The sequence below is a fragment of the Duganella sp. 1224 genome (assembly GCF_013408245.1).
Taxonomy (GTDB): Bacteria; Pseudomonadota; Gammaproteobacteria; order Burkholderiales; family Burkholderiaceae_D; genus Rugamonas.
In genome coordinates this window covers 665,099-689,199 of the sequence record NZ_JACBYS010000002.1, presented here as the reverse complement: position 1 = coordinate 689,199, position 24,101 = coordinate 665,099, and the positions used below count along the sequence as shown (strand labels likewise).

The 24,101-nt window shown below is 65.5% G+C and carries 24 protein-coding genes; 14 read left to right on the top strand and 10 right to left on the bottom strand.

The features are described from left to right. Positions 1 to 42: 42 nt before the first annotated feature. From FHW58_RS15120 to FHW58_RS15095, 6 genes are read left to right on the top strand one after another with little or no spacing between them, the layout of a single operon-like run. Positions 43 to 696, top strand: a complete 654-nt coding sequence (locus FHW58_RS15120) for a YqgE/AlgH family protein (protein ID WP_179673952.1) — start codon at positions 43 to 45, stop codon at positions 694 to 696. Next, the gene (gene ruvX, locus FHW58_RS15115; protein ID WP_179673951.1) at positions 697 to 1,086 is read left to right on the top strand and encodes a Holliday junction resolvase RuvX; all 390 of its coding nucleotides are present in this window, start codon (positions 697 to 699) and stop codon (positions 1,084 to 1,086) included. Next, complete coding sequence (gene pyrR, locus FHW58_RS15110; protein ID WP_179673950.1) at positions 1,083 to 1,589, top strand: bifunctional pyr operon transcriptional regulator/uracil phosphoribosyltransferase PyrR; 507 nt, start codon at positions 1,083 to 1,085, stop codon at positions 1,587 to 1,589. The genes ruvX and pyrR overlap by 4 nt, the downstream gene beginning before the upstream one ends. 4 nt (positions 1,590 to 1,593) lie before the next feature. Next, positions 1,594 to 2,559, top strand: a complete 966-nt coding sequence (locus tag FHW58_RS15105) for an aspartate carbamoyltransferase catalytic subunit (protein WP_179673949.1) — start codon at positions 1,594 to 1,596, stop codon at positions 2,557 to 2,559. Continuing rightward, positions 2,556 to 3,857: a dihydroorotase gene (locus FHW58_RS15100; RefSeq protein ID WP_179673948.1), complete on the top strand. Its 1,302-nt coding sequence runs from the start codon at positions 2,556 to 2,558 to the stop codon at positions 3,855 to 3,857. The genes FHW58_RS15105 and FHW58_RS15100 overlap by 4 nt, the downstream gene beginning before the upstream one ends. Positions 3,858 to 3,866: 9 nt before the next feature. Then, positions 3,867 to 4,616, top strand: coding sequence for a 1-acyl-sn-glycerol-3-phosphate acyltransferase (locus FHW58_RS15095; protein ID WP_179673947.1), 750 nt, complete (start codon positions 3,867 to 3,869; stop codon positions 4,614 to 4,616). Between the two features lie 146 nt (positions 4,617 to 4,762). Here the strand turns inward: FHW58_RS15095 and FHW58_RS15090 are convergent, their stop codons facing one another. Further along, positions 4,763 to 5,617, bottom strand: a complete 855-nt coding sequence (locus tag FHW58_RS15090; RefSeq protein ID WP_179673946.1) for a symmetrical bis(5'-nucleosyl)-tetraphosphatase — start codon at positions 5,615 to 5,617, stop codon at positions 4,763 to 4,765. Positions 5,618 to 5,736: 119 nt separating this feature from the next. Here FHW58_RS15090 and rfbB point away from each other — a divergent pair, with 119 nt between their 5' ends. From rfbB to waaA, 8 genes are all read left to right on the top strand, one after another. Beyond that, positions 5,737 to 6,807, top strand: coding sequence for a dTDP-glucose 4,6-dehydratase (gene rfbB, locus FHW58_RS15085; RefSeq protein WP_179673945.1), 1,071 nt, complete (start codon positions 5,737 to 5,739; stop codon positions 6,805 to 6,807). Then, the gene (gene rfbA / locus FHW58_RS15080) at positions 6,804 to 7,700 is read left to right on the top strand and encodes a glucose-1-phosphate thymidylyltransferase RfbA (protein WP_179673944.1); all 897 of its coding nucleotides are present in this window, start codon (positions 6,804 to 6,806) and stop codon (positions 7,698 to 7,700) included. Before rfbB ends, rfbA begins: the two co-directional genes overlap by 4 nt. Continuing rightward, the gene (rfbC, locus tag FHW58_RS15075) at positions 7,697 to 8,245 is read left to right on the top strand and encodes a dTDP-4-dehydrorhamnose 3,5-epimerase (protein WP_179673943.1); all 549 of its coding nucleotides are present in this window, start codon (positions 7,697 to 7,699) and stop codon (positions 8,243 to 8,245) included. Before rfbA ends, rfbC begins: the two co-directional genes overlap by 4 nt. Then, positions 8,242 to 9,099, top strand: coding sequence for a dTDP-4-dehydrorhamnose reductase (rfbD, locus tag FHW58_RS15070; protein WP_179673942.1), 858 nt, complete (start codon positions 8,242 to 8,244; stop codon positions 9,097 to 9,099). The genes rfbC and rfbD overlap by 4 nt, the downstream gene beginning before the upstream one ends. A 202-nt stretch (positions 9,100 to 9,301) precedes the next feature. Next, entirely contained in the window at positions 9,302 to 10,396 is a 1,095-nt protein-coding gene (locus FHW58_RS15065; protein WP_179673941.1) for a glycosyltransferase, read from the top strand. 166 nt (positions 10,397 to 10,562) lie between these two features. Then, positions 10,563 to 11,945 carry a phosphomannomutase/phosphoglucomutase gene (locus tag FHW58_RS15060; RefSeq protein ID WP_179673940.1) on the top strand — a complete coding sequence of 461 codons (1,383 nt, stop codon included), beginning with the start codon at positions 10,563 to 10,565 and terminating at the stop codon, positions 11,943 to 11,945. Between the two features lie 7 nt (positions 11,946 to 11,952). After that, the gene (gene waaC, locus FHW58_RS15055; protein WP_179673939.1) at positions 11,953 to 12,945 is read left to right on the top strand and encodes a lipopolysaccharide heptosyltransferase I; all 993 of its coding nucleotides are present in this window, start codon (positions 11,953 to 11,955) and stop codon (positions 12,943 to 12,945) included. Positions 12,946 to 12,951: 6 nt separating this feature from the next. Continuing rightward, complete coding sequence (gene waaA / locus FHW58_RS15050; RefSeq protein ID WP_179673938.1) at positions 12,952 to 14,253, top strand: lipid IV(A) 3-deoxy-D-manno-octulosonic acid transferase; 1,302 nt, start codon at positions 12,952 to 12,954, stop codon at positions 14,251 to 14,253. Between the two features lie 256 nt (positions 14,254 to 14,509). Here waaA and FHW58_RS15045 read toward each other — a convergent pair whose 3' ends face one another. From FHW58_RS15045 to FHW58_RS15005, 9 genes are all read right to left on the bottom strand, one after another. Then, a complete protein-coding gene (locus FHW58_RS15045; protein ID WP_373996689.1) occupies positions 14,510 to 15,466 on the bottom strand; it encodes a YgjP-like metallopeptidase domain-containing protein in 957 nt (318 codons plus the stop codon). A gap of 5 nt (positions 15,467 to 15,471) precedes the next feature. Beyond that, positions 15,472 to 16,164 carry a lysophospholipid acyltransferase family protein gene (locus FHW58_RS15040; RefSeq protein ID WP_373996688.1) on the bottom strand — a complete coding sequence of 231 codons (693 nt, stop codon included), beginning with the start codon at positions 16,162 to 16,164 and terminating at the stop codon, positions 15,472 to 15,474. Between the two features lie 67 nt (positions 16,165 to 16,231). Further along, positions 16,232 to 16,798 carry a D-glycero-beta-D-manno-heptose 1,7-bisphosphate 7-phosphatase gene (gmhB, locus tag FHW58_RS15035; RefSeq protein ID WP_179673936.1) on the bottom strand — a complete coding sequence of 189 codons (567 nt, stop codon included), beginning with the start codon at positions 16,796 to 16,798 and terminating at the stop codon, positions 16,232 to 16,234. Between the two features lie 15 nt (positions 16,799 to 16,813). Beyond that, complete coding sequence (gene glyS, locus FHW58_RS15030; protein ID WP_179673935.1) at positions 16,814 to 18,937, bottom strand: glycine--tRNA ligase subunit beta; 2,124 nt, start codon at positions 18,935 to 18,937, stop codon at positions 16,814 to 16,816. 15 nt (positions 18,938 to 18,952) lie between these two features. Next, on the bottom strand, positions 18,953 to 19,870 hold the full coding sequence (gene glyQ, locus FHW58_RS15025) for a glycine--tRNA ligase subunit alpha (protein ID WP_179673934.1): 918 nt from the start codon (positions 19,868 to 19,870) through the stop codon (positions 18,953 to 18,955). 80 nt (positions 19,871 to 19,950) lie between these two features. Next, complete coding sequence (gene lnt / locus FHW58_RS15020; RefSeq protein WP_179673933.1) at positions 19,951 to 21,522, bottom strand: apolipoprotein N-acyltransferase; 1,572 nt, start codon at positions 21,520 to 21,522, stop codon at positions 19,951 to 19,953. Beyond that, positions 21,522 to 22,406 (bottom strand): HlyC/CorC family transporter, encoded by an 885-nt coding sequence (locus tag FHW58_RS15015; protein WP_179673932.1) that lies wholly within the window; start codon positions 22,404 to 22,406, stop codon positions 21,522 to 21,524. Before FHW58_RS15015 ends, lnt begins: the two co-directional genes overlap by 1 nt. Before the next feature lie 92 nt (positions 22,407 to 22,498). After that, positions 22,499 to 22,963: an rRNA maturation RNase YbeY gene (gene ybeY / locus FHW58_RS15010; protein ID WP_179673931.1), complete on the bottom strand. Its 465-nt coding sequence runs from the start codon at positions 22,961 to 22,963 to the stop codon at positions 22,499 to 22,501. Further along, positions 22,947 to 24,065: a PhoH family protein gene (locus tag FHW58_RS15005; RefSeq protein WP_179673930.1), complete on the bottom strand. Its 1,119-nt coding sequence runs from the start codon at positions 24,063 to 24,065 to the stop codon at positions 22,947 to 22,949. The genes ybeY and FHW58_RS15005 overlap by 17 nt, the downstream gene beginning before the upstream one ends. Between the last annotated feature and the right edge of the window lie 36 nt (positions 24,066 to 24,101).

The window sequence follows — 24,101 nt, the reverse complement described above, 5'->3', positions numbered from 1 at the left end:
AGCACAGAAAGAACACGCACCCCAGCAGAGAGAGCAACTTGTATGAAGAAGAGCAAAATAGGCAAAACTCTACCTGTACCCGGCATGATCCACGAGGCCGGCGATCCCCTGGAGCCCGTCGGCGCTGCCGCCAGCACGCTGAACCTGGCCAATCATTTCCTTATTGCAATGCCGTCCATGCAAGATCCGGTGTTCGGCGGCACCGTGGTGTATGTGTGTGAACACAATGAGAACGGCGTGCTGGGCGTGGTCATCAACAAGCCCACCGACATGACCATGCACACGCTGTTCGAGCGCATCGACCTCAAGGTCGAGGCCGGCCTGGAAGGCCATGACGACGAACCCATCATGTTTGGCGGCCCGGTGCAGGACGACCGCGGCTTCGTGCTGCACACGCCCGGCCACCGCTATTCGTCGTCGCTGACGGTGACCAAGGACGTGGCCTTCACCACTTCGATCGACGTGCTGGAGGCGGTGGCGGCCGGCGAGGGCCCGCCGCGCATGCTGGTGTCGATCGGCTATTCGGGCTGGAGCCCGGGCCAGCTGGAAGAGGAAATCGGCCGCAACGGCTGGCTGACCGTCGGCGCCGATCCGGAAATCCTGTTCAACATGCCGATCGAGGACCGCTACACGGCCGCCATGCGCCTGCTGGGCATCGATCCGCTGATGCTGACCTCCGAGGCGGGCCACGCGTAAATGAGCGGTATCGACACCCTGCTTGCTTTTGATTTCGGCGTGAAAAGAATCGGCGTGGCAATGGGCAACACCATGCTGCGCCAGGCCGAGCCGCTCAAGGTCATCAAGGCGGAAGACAACGCCACCCGCTTCGCCGACATCCAGAAGCTGCTGGAGGAGTGGAAGCCGGCCCGGCTCATCGTCGGGCTGCCCATGCACCCGGACGGCAACGAGCACGAGATGACGGCGCGGGCGCGCCGTTTTGCCAATCAGCTCAATGGCCGCTTCAACCTGCCGGTGGAGCTGGTCGACGAGCGCTATTCCTCGGCGGTCATCTCCGCCAGGCGCGGCGAAGTGATCGATGACCGCGCCGCCGCCATCATTCTGCAACAATACTTCGACTCCCTATGAACCTGAATCCCCACCAACTCGACGCCGAGGCGCTGTACGCGACGCTGCTGGCCGATGTGAAAGCCGGCCTGGCCGGCGTGCCGGATGTCGCCATCGTCGGCATCCACTCCGGCGGCGCCTGGATCGCCGAGCGCCTGGCCGCCGACCTCGGCCTGTCCGCGCGCTGCGGCGTGCTGGACGTGTCCTTCTACCGCGACGATTACGCCAAGAAGGGCCTGCCGGCGGAAGTGAAACCAACCAATATCGGCTTTGACGTGGCGGCCGCCAACATCCTGCTGGTGGACGACGTGCTGTACACCGGCCGCACCACGCGCGCCGCCATCAACGAGCTGTTCGACTACGGCCGCCCGGCGCGCATCATGCTGGCGGCGCTGGTCGACCGCGGCGAACGCCAGCTGCCGGTGGCCGCCGATTTCGTCGCCGCCAAGGTGAGCGTGCCAGCCGGGCAGGCGCTGGTGCTCAAGCGCGCAGACGACGACACTTTCACGCTAACCATCGAGTAAGACCATGCTTAATCCGCAACTGAACAAACACGGCGAGCTGCAGCACTTGCTGTCGATCGAGGGCCTGCCCAAGAGCATCCTCAATCACATTTTGGACACCGCCTCGTCCTTCGTCGGCATCTCCGACCGCGACGTCAAAAAAGTGCCGCTGATGCGCGGCAAATCGGTGTTCAACCTGTTCTTCGAGAACTCGACCCGCACGCGCACGACGTTCGAGATCGCCGCCAAGCGCCTGTCGGCCGACGTCATCAACCTGAACATCCAGGCCTCGTCCACCAGCAAGGGCGAATCGCTGCTGGACACCATCGACAACCTGGCGGCCATGCACGCCGACATGTTCGTGGTGCGCCACGCGCAGTCGGGCGCGCCCTACCTGATCGCCAAGCACCTGATGGAGACGAAGCAGAACCATGTGCACGTGGTCAACGCCGGCGACGGTCGCCATGCGCACCCGACCCAGGGCCTGCTGGACATGTACACCATCCGCCACTACAAGCAGGACTTCACCAACCTGCGCGTGGCCATCGTCGGCGACATCCTGCACAGCCGCGTGGCGCGCTCGGACATCCACGCGCTGACCACGCTGGGCGTGCCGGAAGTGCGCGCCATCGGCCCGCACACGCTGCTGCCGGGCGGCCTGGAGCAGATGGGCGTGCGCACCTTCACCAACATGGACGAGGGCTTGAAGGACGTCGACGTGATCATCATGCTGCGCCTGCAGAACGAGCGCATGAGCGGCGCGCTGCTGCCGTCGGCCGGCGAATACTTCAAGAGCTACGGCCTGACGCCGGAGCGCCTGGCGCTGGCCAAGCCGGACGCCATCGTCATGCACCCGGGGCCGATGAACCGCGGCGTGGAAATCGATTCCGCCGTGGCGGATGGCGCGCAGGCGGTGATCCTGCCGCAGGTGACGTTTGGTATCGCCGTGCGCATGGCGGTGATGAGTATCGTAGCAGGAACGCAAGCATGAAGAACATCCACATCAAAAACGGCCACCTGATCGATCCGGCCAACGGCATCGACGGCATCAACGACCTTTACCTGGCCGACGGCAAAGTGCTGGCGGTGGGCGCCGCGCCGGCCGGCTTCACGGCCGACCAGACCATTGACGCCACCGGCCTGATCGTCTCGCCCGGCTTCGTCGACCTGTCGGCGCGCCTGCGCGAGCCGGGCTTTGAATACAAGGCCACGCTGGAATCGGAAATGCAGGCGGCGGTGCAGGGCGGCGTCACCTCGCTGGTGTGCCCGCCGGACACCGATCCGGTGCTGGACGAACCCGGCCTGGTGGAAATGCTGAAGCACCGCGCGCACAAGCTGAACCAGGCGCACGTGCACCCGCTGGGCGCGCTGACCATGGGCCTGAAGGGCGAGCAGCTGACCGAGATGGCCGAGCTGACCGAATCGGGCTGCATCGGCTTCGCGCAGGCCGAAGAGGCGATCAAGGACACCAACGTGCTGCTGCGCGCCATGCAGTACGCCAAGACCTTCGGCTACACCGTGTGGCTGCGTCCGCAGGACGCGCACATCGGCCGCGGCGGCGTGGCCGCGTCCGGCCCGCTGGCCTCGCGCCTCGGCCTGTCCGGCGTGCCGGTGATGTCGGAAACCATCGCGCTGCACACCATCTTCGAGCTGATGCGCGCCACCGGCGCGCGCGTGCACCTGTGCCGCATCTCGGCCGCCGCCAGCCTGGATTTGATCCGCAAGGCCAAGGCCGAAGGCCTGCCGGTCACCTGCGACGTCGGCGCCCACCACATTCACCTGACCGACGCCGACATCGGCTTCTTCGACTCCAACGCGCGCGTCACGCCGCCGTTCCGCAGCCAGCGCGACCGCGACGCCATCCGCCACGGCCTGCTGGACGGCACCATCGACGCGCTGTGCTCGGACCACACGCCGGTCGACGACGACGAGAAGCTGCTGCCGTTCGGCGAAGCCTCGCCGGGCGCGACCGGCCTGGAGCTGCTGCTGTCGCTGACGCTGAAGTGGGCCGACGATTACGCCGCCACGCAGGACACCGGCAAGCAGCGTCCGCTGTCGCGCGCGCTGGCGCGCATCACCTCGGAAGCGGCGCGCGTGGCCGGCATCGACGCCGGCACGCTGTCGGTGGGCGCGGTGGCGGACGTGGTGCTGTTCGACGCCGGCGCGCACTGGACGGTGGAAGCGTCGGCGCTGGCCAGCCAGGGCAAGCACACGCCGTTCCTCGGCTACAACCTGGCGGGCCAGGTACAGACAACCATCGTGGCCGGCCACGTTGCCTATCAACGCTGATCTGCCCGCATGAAACTGTCGACGATATTCCGCCTGGCGCGGGTGCTGCTGCACGTGTTCAAGGGCATGGCGATCTGTGCCACGGTGTTTCCGTGGATCGGCTGGGACCAGCGGAACGCGCATATCCGCCGCTGGTCCACGCGGCTGCTGGCGCTGTGCAATGTGACGGTATCGCTGGCGCCGGGCAGCGCGGCGGTGCTGCCGTGTTCCATGGTGGTGGCCAACCACGTGTCGTGGCTGGATATTTTTGTGGTGCACAGCCTGTACCCGAGCCACTTCGTGGCCAAGGCCGAGATCCGCTCGTGGCCGCTGGCGGGATGGCTGGCGGAGAAGGCTGGCACGGTGTTCATCGCCCGCGGCAACCGGCGTGATCTGCGGCATATTTTCAAGGGGCTGGTGAGCAGCCTGGAGAAGGGCGAGCGGGTGGCGTTTTTCCCGGAGGGGACCACGGCGGCGCAAGGGAATTTGCTGCCGTTCCACGCCAACCTGTTCGAGGCGGCGATCGATGCGCGGGTGCCGGTGCAGCCGTTTGCGCTGATGTATGAGGATGTCGGGGGCGGTGCGCATCCGTCGGTGGATTTTATCGGCGAGACCAGCTTTGCCGAGAGCATCGTGCTGATTCTGAACGGGCCACCGGTGAAGGCGCGGCTGGCGATTCTGCCGCCGCTGGACACCCAGGGCGCGCACCGCCGCGAGCTGGCGGAGGCGTCGCACCAGGCCATTGCCGCATCGCTCGGCGTGCAGCCCGCCACCCCGTAACCGGGACGCCGTCCCCACACCGTCGTTCCGGCGGAGGCCGGAACCTATAGAACGTTAGCATGCCGTGGATGGATTCCGGCCTGCGCCGGAATGACGAATCAAGCGCCAACTTGACGGCATGAAGTCCCTGGTGGCCGCGGTGCGGGTCAAGCTTTGCCGGGCGCCTTGAACTGCGGGCACTGCACTTGCAACAAGCTGCGATCCTCCAGGCAGAGCGCGGACAACTGCCCGCCCCACACGCAGCCACTGTCGAGTCCCACCACGTTGGCCTCGAGCTTCAGCCCCAGCGCCGACCAGTGCCCAAACACCACCGTCTGCCGCGCGCTGCGGCGGCCGGGCACGTCAAACCACGGCATCAGCCCGGTCGACGGATCGGCCGTGCCGCTTTCCTTCATCTTGAAATCCATCTCCCCATCGGCCGTGCAGAAACGCAGGCGCGTCATGGCGTTGATGATGCAGCGCAGCCGGTCCGCCCCTTGCAGATCATCCGACCACCGCGCCGGCTCGTTGCCGTACATCTCGGCCAGAAACTCGGCGATGCCGTCGCCGCGCAGCATGTCCTGCACCTCGCCGGCCAGCGCCATCGCCTGTTCGCCGCTCCACTGCGGCAGCAGGCCCGCATGCACCAGGATGTGCTCGCCGGAGCGGATCGCCAGCGGCCGCCGCCGCACCCAATCGATCAGCTCGTCACGATCGGGCGCGTGCAGGATCTCGGCCAGCGTGTCCGACTTGTGTTCCGGCCGGATGCCGTAGGCCACCGCCAGCAAATGCAGGTCATGGTTGCCCAGCACGCTGTCGACCAGGCCGCCGCTGGACAGCGACAACTGGCGCACCAGCCGCAGCGTGGCCAGCGAGTCCGGTCCGCGATTGATCAGGTCGCCCGCGAACAATATGGCGGGCTCGGCCACGCCGGCGGCCGCCGCGTGGGCGCGTATGCGGTCGAGGATGGCCAGCGCCTGTTCATGGCAGCCCTGTAAATCCCCGATTACATAGGTTTTCATATCGATGCTCATAGGTTCGTTGCTTTGGGGATTGAAATACCCTGAATTTTTGCCCCGGCACGGGGCACTTCACATAAAATCATGCATACGACTAACTGATGCTTGCTGCGGGATACTAAATGATTTTTGTAACGGGTGGTGCTGGTTTTATAGGCTCGAATTTCGTCCTGGACTGGCTGGCTCAGTCGGATGAGCCTGTCATCAACTACGACAAGCTGACTTATGCCGGCAATCTGAACAACCTGGCGTCGCTGAAACAGGACGCGCGCCATATCTTCGTGCGCGGCGACATCTGCGACCAGGCCCAGGTGCTGGCCCTGTTCCAGCAGCACAAGCCGCGCGCGGTGGTGCACTTCGCCGCCGAAAGCCACGTCGACCGCTCCATCCTCGGTCCGGGCGAATTCATCAACACCAACATCAACGGCACCTTCAGCCTGCTGGAAGCGGCGCGCGCCTACTGGTCCGGCCTGCCCGAGGACGAGAAGGCGGCGTTCCGCTTCCTGCACGTGTCCACCGACGAGGTGTACGGCACGCTGGGCCCGGATGACGCGCCGTTCAGCGAAACCACGCCGTTCGCGCCGAACAGCCCGTACTCGGCCTCCAAGGCCGCGTCCGACCACCTGGTGCGCTCCTACTTCCACACCTACGGCCTGCCGGTGCTGACCACCAACTGCTCCAACAACTACGGCCCTTACCACTTCCCGGAAAAGCTGATTCCGCTGATCATCGCCAACGCCCAGGCCGGCAAGCCGCTGCCGATCTACGGCGACGGCCAGCAGATCCGCGACTGGCTGTTCGTCAGCGACCACTGCGCCGCCATCCGCCGCGTGCTGGCCGCGGGCCGGCTGGGCGAGACCTACAACGTCGGCGGCTGGAACGAGATGGCCAACCTGGACGTGGTCCACACGCTGTGCGACATGCTGGACCAGCTGAAGCCGAAAGCGGAGGGCAGCTACCGCGACCAGATTACCTTCGTCAAGGACCGTCCGGGCCACGATCGCCGCTACGCCATCGACGCGCGCAAGCTGGAGCGCGAACTGGGCTGGAAGCCGGCTGAAACCTTCCAGACCGGCATCGCCAAGACCGTGCAGTGGTATCTGGACAACCAGGATTGGGTCCAGGACGTGCAGTCGGGCAGCTACGCCAAGTGGGTGGAAACCAATTACTTTAACCGCGAAGGCCAGCAATGAGCACTCCTAAACGCAAAGGCATCATCCTGGCCGGCGGCTCCGGCACCCGGCTGTACCCGGTGACGATGAGCGTCTCCAAGCAGCTGCTGCCGATCTACGACAAGCCAATGATCTACCATCCGCTGACGGTGCTGATGCTGGCCGGCATGACCGACATCCTGCTGATCTCGACGCCGCAGGACACGCCGCGCTTCAAGGATCTGCTTGGTGATGGCAGCCAGTGGGGCATCAACCTCAGCTACGCGGTGCAGCCGTCGCCGGACGGGCTGGCGCAGGCCTTCATCATCGGCAAGGACTTCGTCGGCGACGCGCCCTCGGCGCTGATCCTCGGCGACAACATCTACTACGGCAACGACCTCGACGCGCTGCTGCGCCACGCCACCGAGCAGACCGACGGCGCCACCGTGTTTGCCTACCACGTGCAGGATCCGGAACGCTATGGCGTGGTCGAGTTCAACGAGCAGCGCACCGCCGTGTCGATCGAGGAAAAGCCGAAGCAGCCGAAGTCCAACTACGCCGTCACCGGCCTGTACTTCTACGACAACCAGGTGTGCGACATCGCCGCCAGCATCAAGCCGTCGGCGCGCGGCGAGCTGGAAATCACCGACGTCAACAAGGTGTACCTGGACAAGGGCCAGCTGAACGTCGAAGTGATGGGGCGCGGCATGGCCTGGCTGGACACCGGCACCCACGAGTCGCTGCTGGAAGCCGGTCAGTTCATCGCCACCATTGAAAAACGCCAGGGCCTGAAAGTCGCCTGCCCGGAAGAGATCGCCTATCGCAAGGGTTATATCGACGCCGAGCAGTTGCGCAAGCTGGCCGAGCCGCTGAAGAAAAACAACTACGGCCAGTACCTGCTGCAAATCCTCGAAGATAAGGTTGTGCCACGATGAACGTCCTGACTACGCCGCTGCAAGGCCTGCTGGTGCTGGAGCCCAAGGTGTTCGGCGACGACCGCGGTTTTTTCTTTGAAAGCTACAACGCCCGCCGCTTTACCGAGCTGACCGGCGTCAGCGCCGAGTTCGTGCAAGACAACCACTCGCGCTCGGCGAAGGGCGTGCTGCGCGGCCTGCATTACCAGATCCAGCAGGCGCAGGGCAAGCTGGTGCGCGCCAGCGCCGGCGCGGTGTTCGACGTGGCGGTGGATATCCGCAAGAGCTCGCCCACCTTCGGCCAGTGGTTTGGCATCGAGCTGTCGGCCGAGAACAAGCGCCAGATGTGGATCCCGCCCGGCTTTGCGCACGGCTTCGTGGTGACCTCGGACAGCGCCGAATTCCTCTACAAGACCACCGACTACTGGGCGCCCGAGCACGAGCGCGCCATCCAGTGGAACGACCCGGCGATCGGCATCCAGTGGCCGGCGCTGGACGGGCCGCCGCTGCTGTCGGGCAAGGACCAGAACGCCGCGCCGCTGGCCAGCGCCGAGGTGTTCGCATGAAGGTGCTGCTGACCGGCAGCAGCGGCCAGGTGGGCTACGAACTGGCGCGCAGCCTGCAGGGCGTGGGCGAGGTGGTGGCGGTGGACCGCAACGTCATGGACCTGTCCGACCTCGACCAGGTGCGCGACGTCATCCGCCGCGTTCAGCCCAGGCTCATCGTCAACCCGGGCGCCTACACGGCGGTCGACAAGGCCGAGAGCGAACCGGAACTGGCGCACCGCGTCAACGCCGAGGCGCCGGCTGTCATGGCCGAGGAGGCCAGGGCGCTGGGCGCGGCGCTGGTGCACTACTCGACTGATTACGTGTTCGACGGCGCCCAGCCAACGCCGCGGGTCGAAGACGACCCGGTCGGCCCGCTCAACGTCTACGGCGCCAGCAAGCTGGCCGGCGAACGCGCGATCGTGGCGGCCGGCATTCCGCACCTGATCTTCCGCACCAGCTGGGTGTACGGCATGCGCGGCAAGAACTTCCTGCTGACCATGCTGCGACTGGCCAAAGAGCGCGACCAACTGCGCGTGGTGGCCGACCAGCACGGCGCGCCGACGTGGAGCCGGACGATCGCCGACGTCACCGCGCAGGTGCTGTCGCAGGCGCACGCGGGCGGCCACGCGTGGTGGGAGCAAAACAGCGGCGTCTACCACCTGAGCGCCCAGGGACAGACCACGTGGCACGAATTCACCCAAGCCATCATCGAAGAAGCCGGATTGTCGTGCCAGGTGGAGGCAATCACCAGCGCCGACTACCCGACGCCGGCGCGACGGCCGCAATACTCGGTGCTGTCCTCCGAGCGCCTGATGGCCCGCTTCTGCCACCTGCCGCACTGGAAAGAAGCGTTGCAGCTCTGCATGCGCTAACTCCGGGGTCAGGTCCTCCATTTCTACACGGGCTCTGCCGTAGCTTGCGCTACGGCAGAGCCCGTGTAGAAATGGAGGACCTGACCCCGGAGTTGTATCGATTGGTAAGCATGTTCGGCCGGGCCGCGCGAATCCTGTACAATCGGCTGTTGGCACGCTGATAATGCCTGGTGTTGCGATACAACGCAGAAATTAAAAGAATATGTTTTCCTTCCTACTGAGCTTTGTCGCTTCCGCGCTGCTGACCCTGCTGGTCATTAAAGAGGCGAGATTGCACGGTCCGGCGCTGGACGCCAATTTCGACGGCGTCCAGAAGGTCCATGCCCACCATGTGGCCCGCATCGGCGGCCTGCCGATCTTCGTGGCGGTGGCGCTCAGCGCCGCTATTTCCATCTGGCGCGTGCCGGTGCTCAGCGATTTGCTGCTGGCGCTGATCGCCTGCGCCGCCGTGGCGTTTGCCGGCGGTATCGTCGAGGACTATACCGGCCGCGTCAGCCCGGCGCGCCGCCTGCTGCTGACCATGGCCGCCGCCGCCCTCGGCTATTTCCTGCTCGACGCCCGCATCGACCGCCTCGACTTGCCGTTTACCGCCTGGGCGCTGCCGTATATGTGGGTCACGCTGCCGCTGACGGTGCTGGCGGTGGCTGGTATCGCCAACGCGGTCAACATCATCGACGGCTTTAACGGCCTGGCCAGCGTGGTGTCCATCTGCATGCTGCTGTCGCTGGGCTACGTGGCGCTGCAGGTCAACGATATGTTCGTGCTGATCGCCGCGCTGATGGTGGCCGGCGCCACCGCCGGTTTCCTGATCTGGAATTACCCGGTCGGCCTGATCTTCCTCGGCGACGGCGGCGCCTATTTCATCGGCTTCATGCTGGGTGAACTGGCGCTGCTGCTGGTGATGCGCAATCCGCAGGTGTCGACCTGGTACGCCGCGCTGCTGCTGATTTATCCGACTTTTGAAACCCTGTTCTCGGTCTACCGCCGCATGTTTGTGCGCGGCAAGTCGCCGGCCATGCCGGATGGGATCCACCTGCACAGCCTGATCTTCCGCCGCATCGTCCAGTGGGCGGTGGGCCGCAAGGAGGCGCGCGCGCTGATCCGCCGCAATTCGCTGACCTCGCCGTATCTGTGGCTGTTCTCGCTGATGGCGGTGATCCCGGCCACCGTGTTCTGGCGCCAGACCTGGGTGCTGATGGTGTCCTGCCTGCTGTTTATCGGCAGCTATATCTGGATTTACGTGCGCATCGTCCGCTTCAAGGCGCCGCGCTGGATGATACGGCATAAGAAACATTGATTTTTGTGCTGCGCACAATTGCAACCCTTGCGCGCCGTCCTTATCACAATTACTATATGAAAGTTGTGTCTGCTGCAACGCAGGCAAGCCCAATCCGACTAATCCCGCGCATCGATCCTGCATGTTGGCCCGCAGTGCCCGGTTGCGCATCAAGCTCATTCCCACTATGGTCTCCTTATCCAAAACCATCTTCAAAGCTTACGATATCCGCGGCATCATCGATAAAACCCTGGACGCCGGCGTGGCGCACCAGATCGGCGCCGCGTTCGGCCGCGCCGCGCTGGCCAAGGGCGAGAAGAAAGTGGTGATCGGCCGTGACGGCCGCCTGTCCGGCCCGTCGCTGGCCAAGGCGCTGGCCGAGGGCCTGCAGTCGTCGGGCGTCGACGTCATCGACCTGGGCGTGGTGGCCACGCCGATGGTCTACTTCGGCACCAATGTGCTGGGCGCGGCGTCGGGCATCATGGTGACCGGCAGCCACAACCCGCCGGACTACAACGGCTTCAAGATGGTGCTGGCCGGCGAGGCCATCCACGGCGAGGCGATCACCGGCCTGTACGACAGCATCGCCGCCCACGATGGTTCGGCGGTGGCCAATCCGGGTGCGTACAGCACCTACGACATCCGCAATGAATACCTGCAGCGCATCATCGGCGACGTCAAGATCGCCCGCCCGATCAAGATCGCGGTGGACTGCGGCAACGGCGTGGCCGGCGCGTTCGCGGGCGACCTGTATCGTGGCATGGGCTGCGAAGTCATCGAGCTGTTCTGCGAAGTGGATGGCAATTTCCCCAACCACCACCCGGACCCGGCCCATCCTGAAAACCTGCAGGACCTGATCCGCTGCCTGCAGGAGACCGACGCCGAGATCGGCCTGGCCTTCGACGGCGACGGCGACCGCCTGGGCCTGGTCACCAAGGATGGCCAGATCATCTACCCGGACCGCCAGATGATGCTGTTCGCGGCTGACGTGCTGTCGCGTAATGCCGGCGCCGAAATCCTGTACGACGTCAAATGCACCCGCCACCTGGCGCCGTACATCGAAAAAGCCGGCGGCAAGCCGCTGATGTACAAGACCGGCCACTCGCTGGTCAAGGCCAAGCTGAAGGAAACCGGATCGCCGCTGGGCGGCGAGATGAGCGGCCACATCTTCTTCAAGGACCGCTGGTACGGCTTCGACGACGGCCTGTACGCCGGTGCCCGCATGCTGGAAATCCTGACCAAGGAACAAGATCCGTCGGCGCTGCTGAATTCGCTGCCGCAGTCGGACAGCACGCCGGAACTGCACCTGCACCTGAAGGAAGGCGAGAACTTCGCCGTGATGGACAAGCTGCGCGCCGACGCCAAGTTCCCCGGCAATAAGCAGATCATCACCATCGACGGCCTGCGCGTGGAGTACGAGGACGGCTTCGGCCTGGCGCGTTCGTCCAACACCACGCCGGTGATCGTGATGCGCTTCGAGGCGGAAACGCCGGCCGCGCTGGAACGCATCCAGGGCCAGTTCCGCGATGTGATCCTGGCCGCCAAGCCGGACGCGGAGCTGCCTTTCTAAGTTTGTGATGTCGACGCAAAAGCCGCTGAATATCCTGCTGGTGCGGGTGTCGTCCCTGGGCGACGTGCTGCACAACATGCCGATGGTGGCCGACATCGCCCGCCACTACCCGGACGCGCATATCGACTGGGTGGTGGAGGAGGGCTTCGTCAGCCTGGTGCGGATGAACCCGCGCGTGCGCAACGTGATTCCGTTCGCGCTGCGGCGCTGGCGCAAGAGCCTCGGCAAGCCGGAAACGCGGGCCGAGATCAAGGCCTTTTTCCGCACGCTGCGCCAGCAGGAATACGATTTTGTGTTCGACACCCAGGGCTTGCTCAAGACCGGCATCATCATGGGCGCCGCGCGCGTGGTCAAGGGCGGCCGCAAGGTGGGCCTGGCCAATGGCAGCGAGGGCTCGGGCTACGAGGGCATCTCGCGCATCTTCCATCATCTGAGCATTCCGACCGATCCGCGCACGCACGCGGTGGCGCGCGGCCGCATCGTCGCCGGCGCGGCGCTGGGCTACGCGGTCGATACGCCGGCCGATTTCGGCCTGCCGTCGGTGCCGGACGATACGCCGCGCCCGGAGTGGATGCCGGCATCCTACGCGGTGTTTTTCCACGGCACCGCGCGCGACGCCAAGAAGTGGTCGATTGAAAACTGGATCGCGCTGGGCCGCGAACTGGCGCCGCTGCCGGTGCTGCTGCCGTGGGGCTCGCCGAAGGAGAAGGCCGAGGCCGAGCAGATCGCCGCCGGCCTGCCGAACGCGCGCGTGCTGCCCAAGCTGTCGATGGCCGATGCCATCATGGTGGCGCGGCGGGCGACGCTGGTGGTGGGCGTCGATACGGGACTGGTGCACATCGCCGCCGCCTTCGTGCGGCCGACGGTGGAAATTTATGCGGATTCGCCGCGTTGGAAGACCGAGGGCAACTGGTCGCCGCGCATTATCAATCTGGGCGATCAAGGGACGCCGCCTTCGGTGGCGGACGTGCTGGCCGCGGCCCGGAGTTTGCTGGGCTGATTTTCTATGCGTTTGTTTTATTCCCTGATGTGGTGGCTGGCCTTGCCGCTGGTGCTGGCGCGCCTGTGGCTGCGCGGACGCAAGGAGCCCGGCTATCGCCAGCATTGGGGCGAGCGACTCGGCTTCTACGGCCGCGCCAATGGCGCCGCGCCGGCCACCGGCCCGGTGCTGTGGGTCCACGCCGTCTCCGTCGGCGAAACGCGCGCCGCCGAGCCGCTGGTGGACGCCTTGCTGGCCGAATATCCCTCCAGCCGCATCATCCTGACGCACATGACGCCGACCGGCCGCGCCACCGGCAAGGCGCTGTTCGCCAAACACGGCGCACGCCTGGTGCAATCCTATCTGCCGTACGACACCGGCAGCATGGTGTCGCGCTTCATCCGCCATTTCCGGCCGAGCGTCTGCATCCTGATGGAGACGGAAGTGTGGCCCAACCTGATCGCCGTCTGCGGCGCCAAGGGCGTGCCGGTGCTGCTGGCCAACGCCCGCTTGTCTGAGCGCTCCTTGCGCAAGGCCACGCGCCTTGGTTCGCTGATGAGCAACGCCGCGCGCGGCATCACGCTGGTGGCCGCGCAAACCGAAGCGGACGCGCAGCGCATCCGTTCGCTGGGCGTGCAGCGGGTGGAAATCACCGGCAGCATCAAGTTCGACGTGGTGGTGCCGGATGCCGCGCTGGCCACCGGCACCGCGCTGCGCGCCGCCATCGGCGAGCGTCCGGTGCTGTTGTGCGCCTCGACCCGCGAAGGCGAGGAAGACCTGATCCTGCAAGCGTATGTGAGCGCCCGCTCCGCGCTGCCGCCAGAGGTGCTGCTGCTGATCGTTCCGCGTCACCCGCAGCGCTTCGACGAAGTGGCGCAAATGGTCGCCGCGCGCGGCCTGACGGTCGAGCGCCGCAGCCACCTGGCGCTGGACGGCGGCGCCATGCCGCACAGCGTGGAGGTGCTGCTGGGCGACTCGATGGGCGAGATGTTCGCCTACTACTCGGCGTGCGACGTGGCCTTCGTCGGCGGCAGCCTGCAACCGCTGGGCGGCCAGAACCTGATCGAACCGGCGGCACTCGGCAAGCCGGTCCTGATCGGCCAGCACACCTTCAACTTCGAACTGGTGACGGAAGACGCGCTGGCCGCCGGCGGCGCCCAACGCATCACCGACGCGGCCGACCTGATCGCCACCGCCGGCACGCTGCTGACCGACACCGCCGCCCGCAGCCAGATGGGCCGCAACGCCCAGGCTTTCGCCAACCAGCACCGCGGCGCCACGCGCCGCACCCTGGCCCTGCTGCCGGCGCTGATCGGCGGGCGGCACTAGCCGCCGCCTATCCCTTCCGTAACCACGCCCGTGCCGCCGCAATTGGGGCAGGGCGTGCTGGATTCCGCGTCATCCTCATCCAGCAAGTGGCCAGTCCCGTGGCAAACGGGGCAAACATCCTCACCGGTGCCGGGCGTGCCGGCTGGTGCGTCATCTCCTGGATTCATGGCGACCTCGATCAGCGTGTATGTGAGGCGTATTTTGTCACGTGCGCCAGACGGGACGCGCGCGTTACGATCAGGAATGAGCGCGCGTGCTAGTTGAACAGGACGGGCAGTTCCTGCGAGCGCTTGCGCAGCAGGTTCTTGGCGTCTTCGTATTCCGGGTAGATCAGGCCGACGGTGTCCCAGAATTGCTGGCTGTGGTTCATTTCCAGGATGTGCGACAGTTCGTGCGCCACCACGTAGTCGATCAGCGGCAGCGAGAAGTGGATCAGCTTCCAGTTCAGGCGGATCTTGCGGTCGGCGGTGCAGGAACCCCAGCGCGTGCCGGCCGACGACAGGCCGAACGAGTGATACTGCACGCCCAGCCGCCCGGCATACAGATCCAGCCGCTGCGCGAACAGCTCCTTGGCCTGCTGCTGATACCACTGCTTGACCCGCTCCTTGAGCAGCGTCTCGCTGGCGCCGGGGAGAAGCGTCATCCACAGCTCGCGCGTGTTGGGGTTGTAGATGCTGCGATTGCGCCCGCCCACCAGCAGCCGCAGCGTGATGTCGGCGCCGAGATACGGCAACTGCGCGCCGTCGATCCATTCCACCGGCGGCTTTTGCAGCCGCGCCGCGCGGCGTTCGCGCCGTTCTTTCAGTTTGCTGAGGATCCAGTGCTGCTTGGTGCGGATGGCTTCATCGATTTCGGCGATGCTGACGCGCTTGGGCGCGGTCACGCGCAGGCCATCGTCGTCGATCATGAAGCCGATCGAGCGGCGCGTCGAGCGGCGCAGCTCATATTCAAGCACAAAGTCGCCCACCAGCAGCTGCCGTCGCGGCGGCTGGTCCGACGGCGGCGCCACCAGCGGCCGGGTTTTCACCGGCACCGCGGTTTCCGGCGGGGCGACGTAGGGCGATACGGGAGGAGGTTGTTGCGATGCGGCGGGTGTCGGTGGAACCGACCATACCGGCGTGGTGTACACCGGCCGGGGAGGCGGCGAGGCCTCCCGTCCAAACAGGTCTGGTTGATTCGGATCGGGCGACGCCGGTTTGACCGTGGTCGCCAGATCGTCTAACCAGCGCTGTAGGCGTGGGGCGAAATGACGCGCATTTCTGATTCTATCCAATTTTCCACCTGTTGCATCATGCTGTCCGGCGTGTGGCCTTCCGGCGAGATTGGCTTACCTATCGATACTGTAACAAGGCCGGGCCGTTTGATGAAAGAGTTTTTTGGCCAGCACTCGCCCGAGTTGTGGGCAATTGGCACCACCACCGAATTGGTGTCGATGGCCAGGCGCGTGCCGCCGCTCTTGTACTTGCCGGTCTGGCCGACCGGGATGCGCGTCCCTTCCGGGAACATGATGATCCACAAGCCCTGCGCCAGCCGGCGCTTGCCGTGTCGGACCACGTGCTTGAAGGCGTTCTTGCCTTGCTTGCGGTCGATCGGGATCATGCGCAGCAGCGCCATGGCCCAGCCGAAGAAGGGAATGTACAGGATCTCTTTTTTAAACACGAACACCAGGGGACGCGGCATGTTCGGCAGCAGGAAGATGGTTTCCCACGCCGACTGGTGCTTGGACAGCACGATGGCCTGGGCGTCCGGCAGGTTCTCCTGGCCGCGGATCTCGTAGCGGATGCCGCAGATCACGCGCAGGCACCAGATGATGAAGACGTTCCAGCGCGAGGTGATGAAGAAGCGCTGGCGATACGGCAGCGGCGCCGCCAGGAAGCACACGCAGGACCAGAGAATGGTCGATACCACCATGACGATGGTGAAGATCAGGGAACGCAGGAACAGAACGGGATGACCCAAGGGCAGACTCCAAAAACGATTAGCTGACGACGTGCAGCGCCGGCGGGGTGCTGGTTTTCAGCAGGTGCGTGACCATGGCCGCCAGGTCCGGGAACACCATGGTGCCCGGCGGCAGACCGCCGGTGGCCTGGGTCTTTTCTCCCTTGCCGGTGAGGACCAGGTACGGCACGCAGCCGCTGACATAGCCGGCCTGCAGGTCGCGCAGCGAGTCGCCGACCACCGGCACGCCTTTCAGGCTGATTTTATAGCGCTGCGAGATTTCTGTGAACATGCCCGGCTTGGGCTTGCGGCAGTCGCAGTTGTCGGCCGCCGCGTGCGGGCAGAAGAACACCGCGTCGATGTCCGCGCCCACTTGCTGCGCCAGGTTGTGCATCTTCTGGTGGATGGCGTTGAGGATGGTCATGTCGAAGAACTCGCGGGCGATGCCCGACTGGTTCGACGCCACCACCACCCGGTAGCCGGCCTGGTTCAGGCGGGCGATCGCCTCCATCGAGCCGGGAATGGGGATCCACTCCGCCGGCGATTTGATGAAGTCCGGCGAATCGTGGTTGATAACGCCGTCGCGATCGAGAATGATCAGTTTCATGGACGGCGCTCCCATTTAGGCCGCCAGCTTGGAAATGTCGGCCACGCGGTTCATCATCCCGTGCAGGGAGGACAGCAGCGCCAGACGGTTGTTGCGCAGGGCGACGTCTTCGGCCATCACCATGACGTCGTTGAAGAAGGCGTCGACTTCCTCCTTCAGCTGCGCCAGCGTTTTCAGCGTACCGGCGAAGTCGCCCTTGTTGAAGGCGTCGTCGATGGCTGGCAGTACGCGCACCACGGCGGCGTTCAGGTTGACTTCCGCCGCGTCCTTCAGCAGCGCGACGTTGACGCCATGTTCGCCAACAGCGGCCAGCGCTTCCTCGTTCTTCTTCAGGATGTTGGTGATGCGCTTGTTGGCGGCGGCCAGCGAGGCCGATTCCGGCAGCGCGGCGAAGGCTTGCACGGCTTCCAGGCGCTGCACGATGTCGTCCAGGCGGTCCGGGTTCTGGGCCACCACGGCTTCGATCTCGTTGACCGAGAAGCCGCGCTCGCGCAGGATGCCGCGCAGGCGGTCGAACATGAAGGCCGCGACGTCGGCGCCCGGGTCCTTGAAGCCGGCGACGGTGGTGAACTGTTGCGCGGCGTCGGCCAGCAGGCCGGTGATCGACAGCGACAGGCGCTTTTCGATCAGCATGCGCAGCACGCCCAGCGCGTGGCGGCGCAGCGCGAACGGGTCCTTGTCGCCGGTCGGCTGCAGGCCGATGGCCCAGATGCCGACCAGGGTTTCCAGCTTGTCGGCCAGGGCGACGGCGGTGCCGGTCACGGTCGATGGCAGGGCGTCGCCGGCGAAGCGCGGCTGGTAGTGTTCCGATGCGGCCAGCGCCACGTCTTCCGGTTCGCCGTCGTTGCGGGCATAGTAGGTGCCCATGATGCCTTGCAGCTCGGGGAATTCGCCCACCATGTCGGTCAGCAGGTCGGCCTTGGACAGCTTGGCGGCGCGCTCGGTCAGCGCGACATCGGCTTGCAAACCGGCGGCGCCCAGCTTGGCGGCGATGGCGCCGGCCAGCGCGGTCACGCGTTCGCTGCGCTCGGCCTGGGTGCCCAGCTTGTTGTGGTAGACGACGTTCTTCAGCAGCGGCAGGCGCGATTCCAGCGTCTTCTTCTTGTCCTGCTCGAAGAAGAACTTGGCGTCGGACAGGCGCGGACGCACCACGCGCTCGTTGCCGTCGATGATGGCGGCCGGCGTGTCGGTGGCGATGTTGGAGACAATCAGGAAGCGCGAGCGCAGCTTGCCGTTGGTGTCGGTCAGCGCGAAGTATTTCTGGTTGGTTTGCATGGTCAGGATCAGGCATTCCTGCGGCACGGCCAGGAATTCTTCCTCGAACTTGCATTCGTAGACCACCGGCCATTCGACCAGCGCGGCCACTTCGTCCAGCAGCGATTCCGGCATCAGCACCTGGTCGGCGCCGGCCTTGGCCAGCAGCTCGGCACGGATCTGTTCCTTGCGCTCTTCGACCGAGGCCAGCACCTTGCCATCGGCCTTCAGCGTGGCGGCGTAGGCGTCAGCGTTGGCGATGGTGACGGCGCGCTTGCCCGGCGCGGTCAGGAAGCGGTGGCCTTCGGTAAGGTTGCCGCCGGTCAGGCCCAGCAGCGTCAGTGGCAGCACGGTGTCGCCATGCAGCGCGACCAGCGCGTGGGCGGGACGCACGAACTGCACGGTGGCGCCGTCCGGACGCTGGTAGCTCATCACTTTTGGAATCGGCAGCTTGGCGACCGATTCTTCCAGTGCGGCTTGCAGGCCGCCTTGCAGCGCGCTGCCGGCAGCGGTGTAGGTGTAGAAGAAGCTTTCGGCCTTGCCGTCCTGCGCGCGTTCCAGGTCGGCCACGGTCAGGTCAGGGAAGCCCAGCGCGGCCAGTTTCTTGGCCAGCGGCGGCGTGCCGTTGCCGTTGGCGTCCAGCGCCACCGAGACCGGCAGCACTTTTTCGCGGATCGATTTGTCCGGCGACACGGCGCGCACCTTGGTGATGGACACGGCCAGGCGGCGCGGCGTGGCGTAGGCGGTGGCGACGCTGTCGGCTTCCAGGAAGTCGCGCGATTTCAGGCCGTTGACGATGCCGTCCGCGAAAGCCTTGCCCAGTTTGGCGAGCGCCTTCGGCGGCAGTTCTTCGGTCAGCAGTTCGATGAGCAGAGTTTGAGTCATATCGTTTATATCGTTTTATTCAGCGGCGACGGCGGCAGTCTTCGGGGCCATCGGGAAGCCGAGGCGCTCGCGCGAGTCGTAGTAGGCCTGGGCGACGAGGCGCGACAGCGCGCGCACGCGGCCGATGTAGGCGGCGCGTTCGGTCACCGAGATGGCGCCGCGCGCGTCCAGCAGGTTGAAGCTGTGCGAGGCCTTCATGATCTGCTCATAGGCCGGCAGCGTCAGCTGCGCTTCGATCAGGCGCTTGGCTTCCGATTCGTGGTTGTTAAACTGCGAGAACAGCAGCTCGGTGTTCGAATGCTCGAAGTTGTAGGCCGACTGCTCCACTTCATTTTGATGGAACACGTCGCCGTACTTCAGCGTTTTCGTTTCGCCATTCTCTTCCCAGGTGGTCCACACCAGGTCATACATATTCTCGACGCCCTGCAGGTACATGGCCAGGCGCTCGACGCCGTAGGTGATCTCGCCCAGCACCGGTTTGCAATCCAGGCCGCCCACTTGCTGGAAGTAGGTGAACTGCGTCACCTCCATGCCGTTCAGCCAGACTTCCCAACCCAGGCCCCAGGCGCCCAGCGTCGGCGATTCCCAGTCGTCTTCCACGAAACGCACGTCGTTTTGCTTCAGGTCCAGGCCCAGCGCCTCCAGCGAACCCAGATACAGGTCGAGGATGTTTTCCGGCGCCGGCTTCATCACCACCTGGTACTGGTAGTAGTGCTGGCCGCGGTTCGGGTTCTCGCCATAGCGGCCGTCTTTCGGGCGGCGCGACGGCTGGACGTAGGCGGCGCGCCACGGCTCGGGGCCGATCGCGCGCAGGAAAGTGCCGGTGTGGAAGGTGCCGGCGCCCACTTCCATGTCGTATGGCTGGAGCAGGGCGCAGCCTTGCTTGTCCCAGTAGGTTTGCAAGGTCAGGATAATTTGTTGAAATGTCAGCATCTTGTATCGTCGGTGGCGCGCCCGGGCAAGGGCCGGCGGGCGCGCGGTTGCAGTTTCGCTAAAGGGATGATTTTAGCGGGTTAAGCGGCTTTTGGCTGATTTTTTGCGCGGCGCGTCAAAAACCACGCCGCCAGCAGCGACAGCACCGCCAGCACGAGGAACAGCTTGTTCCCCCAGATGATATAGGGCGTGCTGCCCGCCATGCCCTGGACGCGGGCATCCAGCGAGCCCAGCGTGTTGACCGGCAGCTGCCGCTCCACTTTGCCGTCGCCGTGGATGATGGCGGTGGCCCCGGTATTGGTCGCCCGCAGCATCGGACGGCCGGTTTCCAGGCTGCGCATCTGCGAGATCTGCAAATGCTGCGGGATGGCGATGGTGTCGCCAAACCAGGCCAGGTTGGAGGTGTTGAGCAGGATGGTCGCCGGCTTCTGGTCCTGTGCCGGATGGTTCAGCTGGGCCGCGATTTCCTCGCCAAACAAGTCTTCGTAGCAGATATTGGGCAGCACGCGCTGGTCCTTGATCGGGAACGCCGGCTGGATGTCCGCGCCGCTGGTCTGGTCGCCCAGCGGGATCGACATCAGGTTGACGAACCAGTGGAAGCCGAACGGCACGAACTCGCCAAACGGCACCAGGTGGTGCTTGTCGTAGCGGTAGTAGCTGCCGCCCAGCTTGGCCGGGATGCCGATCACGCTGTTGTGGTAGACGGTTTCGCTGTCGGCGGTGAAGATGCCGAGGATCAGGTTGCTGTTGGTCTTGTTCAGGTACTGGGCGATGCCGGACAGGTAATCCGGCGGCAGCGCCTGCGGCAGGGCGGCAATCGCCGTCTCCGGCGTGGCGATCAGGTCGGCCGGGGCGGCCATGATGGCTTGCTGGTACTGCTGCATGATGGCGACGATGCGGGCGCCGTTGAATTTCTCTTCCTGCGGCACATTGCCCTGCAACAGGCGCACCGAGATCGGTTTGCCTTCTGGGTAGGTCCACTGCAGGAAGCTGAGCGCCACGCCGGCCACGCAGATGGCGACGATCAGGCCGGCCGCGCGCAGGCGCGTGCGGTGCAGCAGCAACAGCAGCGCGCCGGCGATCACCGCCGCCAGCCAGCCCAGGCCGTACTGGCCGATGACGGGCGCAAAGCCGGCCAGCGGGCTGTGGTTGTGGGCGTAGCCGGACGACAGCCACGGGAAGCCGGTGAACAGCCAGCCGCGCAGCCATTCGAACAGCGACCACATGGCCGGGAACACCAGCAGGTTGGCGGCCGGCAGCGGCAGCGTCCAGCGCTGGCGCAGCCAGGCGGCGCCGGCCATGGCGGCGGCGCCGTACAGGCCCATGGCGGCGCCCAGCAGCAGCACCGCCAGCGCCGCCAGCGGCGCCGGCATGGCGCCATAGGTGTGCATCGACACGTACAGCCAGTGCACGCCCGCCACGGTCCAGCCGGTGACGAAGGCCCAGCCGATCAGCGCGGCGGCCTTGACGCCGCTGCTGCGCAGCACCTGGTAGAACAGCGTGGCCAGGCCGAGGATCTCCAGCGGCCACCAGCCGAACGGCGCGAAGGCGAACACGCACAGCGCGCCGGCGATGCCGGTGATGATCATCCGGCCTCGGGTCGAGCGTTGCGGCTTGGGTGGGTCGTTGGGGTTGGCGCGGCGAAAGCGCATTATGCGTCGTCGTCTTGGGCAGGCGCCGGCGGCAGCTTCTCGACCGTCAGCACGTGGATCTGGCGGGCGTCGGCGCGCAGCACTTCAAAGCGCAGCCCCTGGAACTCGAAGGTGTCGCCCTTGTGCGGCATGCGGCCGAGGTGCTTGGCCACCAGGCCGCCGATGGTGTCGACGTCGTCGTCCGGCAGCGCGGTGTCCAGCTCTTCGTTGAACTGTTCGATCTCGGTCAGCGCCTTGACGCGCCAGCGCGGGCCGAACTGGCCCTCGCGGATCGACAGGATGTTGTCCTCTTCCTCGTCGAAATCGTACTCGTCCTCGATGTCGCCGACGATCTGCTCCAGCACATCCTCGATGGTGATCAGGCCGGCCACGCCGGAGTACTCGTCGACGACGATGGCCATGTGGTTGTGGTTGGCGCGGAAGTCGCGCAGCAGCACGTTCAGGCGCTTGGATTCGGGGATGAAGATGGCCGGGCGCAGCATGTCGCGCACGTCGAACGACTCTTCGGCGTAGTAGCGTAGCAGGTCCTTGGCCAGCAGGATGCCGACCACCTTGTCGCGTTCGCCTTCGATGGCGGGGAAGCGCGAGTGGGCGGTTTCCAGCACCAGCGGCATCCACTCGTCGATCGGCTTGGAGATATCGATGACGTCCATCTGCGAGCGCGGAATCATGATGTCGCGGGCGGACAGGTCGGACACCTGGAACACGCCCTCGATCATCGACAGGGCGTCGGCGTCGATCAGGTTGCGTTCGTGGGCATCGTGCAGAACTTCGAGGAGCTCCGATCGGTTCTCGGGCTCGGGGGAGATCAGGGCGGTCAGCCGTTCAAACAGCGACCTGTGGGGTTTAGCGTCAGTCTTGACGCTACTAGAGTGCTCTTGCATAGCAGGCGTGAGCCGTTGTTTCGAAGGGGTATAGGATACACCAAATGGGGAGGTGGGGCCGTTTTTGTCAAAAAGACAGCCCCACTGTACCACTATGCGTAAGGATCTGCCATCCCCAATGCGGCCAGGATCTCGGTCTCGATGCCTTCCATCTCGGCGGCCTCGTCATCGTCCAGGTGGTCGTAGCCCTGGGCGTGCAGCACGCCGTGGACGATCAGGTGGGCGGTGTGCTCTTCCACGGTTTTCTTTTGCTCGGCCGCTTCCCGCTCCAGCACGTCGGTGCAGAGGATGATGTCGGCCTGGGTCGGGGCGTCGTCCGGCAGTTCCTCCTCGCCCTCGTTGTAGGCGAAGGTCAGCACGTTGGTGGCGTAGTCCTTGCCGCGGTATTCGCGGTTCAGCGCCTGGCCTTCTTCGGCGTCGACAAAGCGGATGGTCAGCTCGGCCGGGGCAAACAGCGCGGCTTGCACCCACTTGCGGATTTTCGGACGGGTGATGGTTTCTTGCAGGCGCGGGTCGGCGTATTGCACCGACAGCGTCAGTTTATTTTTTGCGGACATTTTTGAGAGCCGTGGCTTTGAGGAGGGGAGCGATTTCCGCTTCGTGGTTGTGGGCGGTTTCGTAGGCGTCGACGATGCGCGCCACCAGCGGGTGGCGCACCACGTCCTCGCTGTTGAAGTGGCTGAAGGCGATGCCGCGCACTTCCTTCAGCACCTGGATGGCGTCCACCAGGCCGCTCTTCTGGCTCTTGTGCAGGTCGACCTGGGTGACGTCGCCGGTCACCACCGCCTTGCTGCCGAAGCCGATGCGCGTCAGGAACATCTTCATCTGCTCGACCGTGGTGTTCTGCGCCTCGTCCAGGATCACGAAGGCGTGGTTCAGCGTGCGGCCGCGCATATAGGCCAGCGGGGCGATTTCAATCACCTGCTTTTCAAACATCTTCTGCGTGCGGTCGAAGCCCAGCAGGTCGTACAGCGCGTCGTACAGCGGGCGCAGGTAGGGATCGACCTTTTGCGACAGGTCGCCTGGCAGGAAACCGAGGCGCTCGCCGGCCTCCACCGCGGGCCGGGTCAGGATGATGCGCTTGACGGCATCGCGCTCCAGCGCGTCGACCGCGCAGGCCACGGCCAGGTAGGTCTTGCCGGTGCCGGCCGGGCCGACGCCGAAGCTGATGTCGTGCTCGAGGATGTTGCGCAGGTAGCGGATCTGGTGCGGCGTGCGGCCGCGCAGGTCGCTGCGGCGCGTCTTCAGCACCGGGCTGTTGATGTCGATGTCGACGGCCGGCACCGGTTCGATCTTGCGCGGCCTGGCCGGACGGGCGGCGGGCGCGTCGTCACCGGCGGCGGCCTGCGCCTCGGGGGCCAGCGCGGCGGTGTTGCCGGCATGCATGCTGGCGCGCTGTTCGACCAGCGCCAGTTGCACCTCCTCGATCGGCACGATCTTGTTGGCGATGGCGTAGAAGTGGTCAAGGATCTCGACCGCGCGTTCGGCGTTGTGGCCGCTGACGATGAACTGGTCGCCGCGGCGGAAAATGGTGACGTCCAGCGCGGCGGAAATCTGCCGCAGGTTTTCGTCGAGCGGGCCGCACAGATGGGCCAGGCGCGCGTTATCGAGCGGCTCCGGAACGAAGTAATGCGGCTGGACTGGAGTTTTGGTTTTCAATGGGATGCTTTGCTGAGAGAGGGCCGACGGCCGACG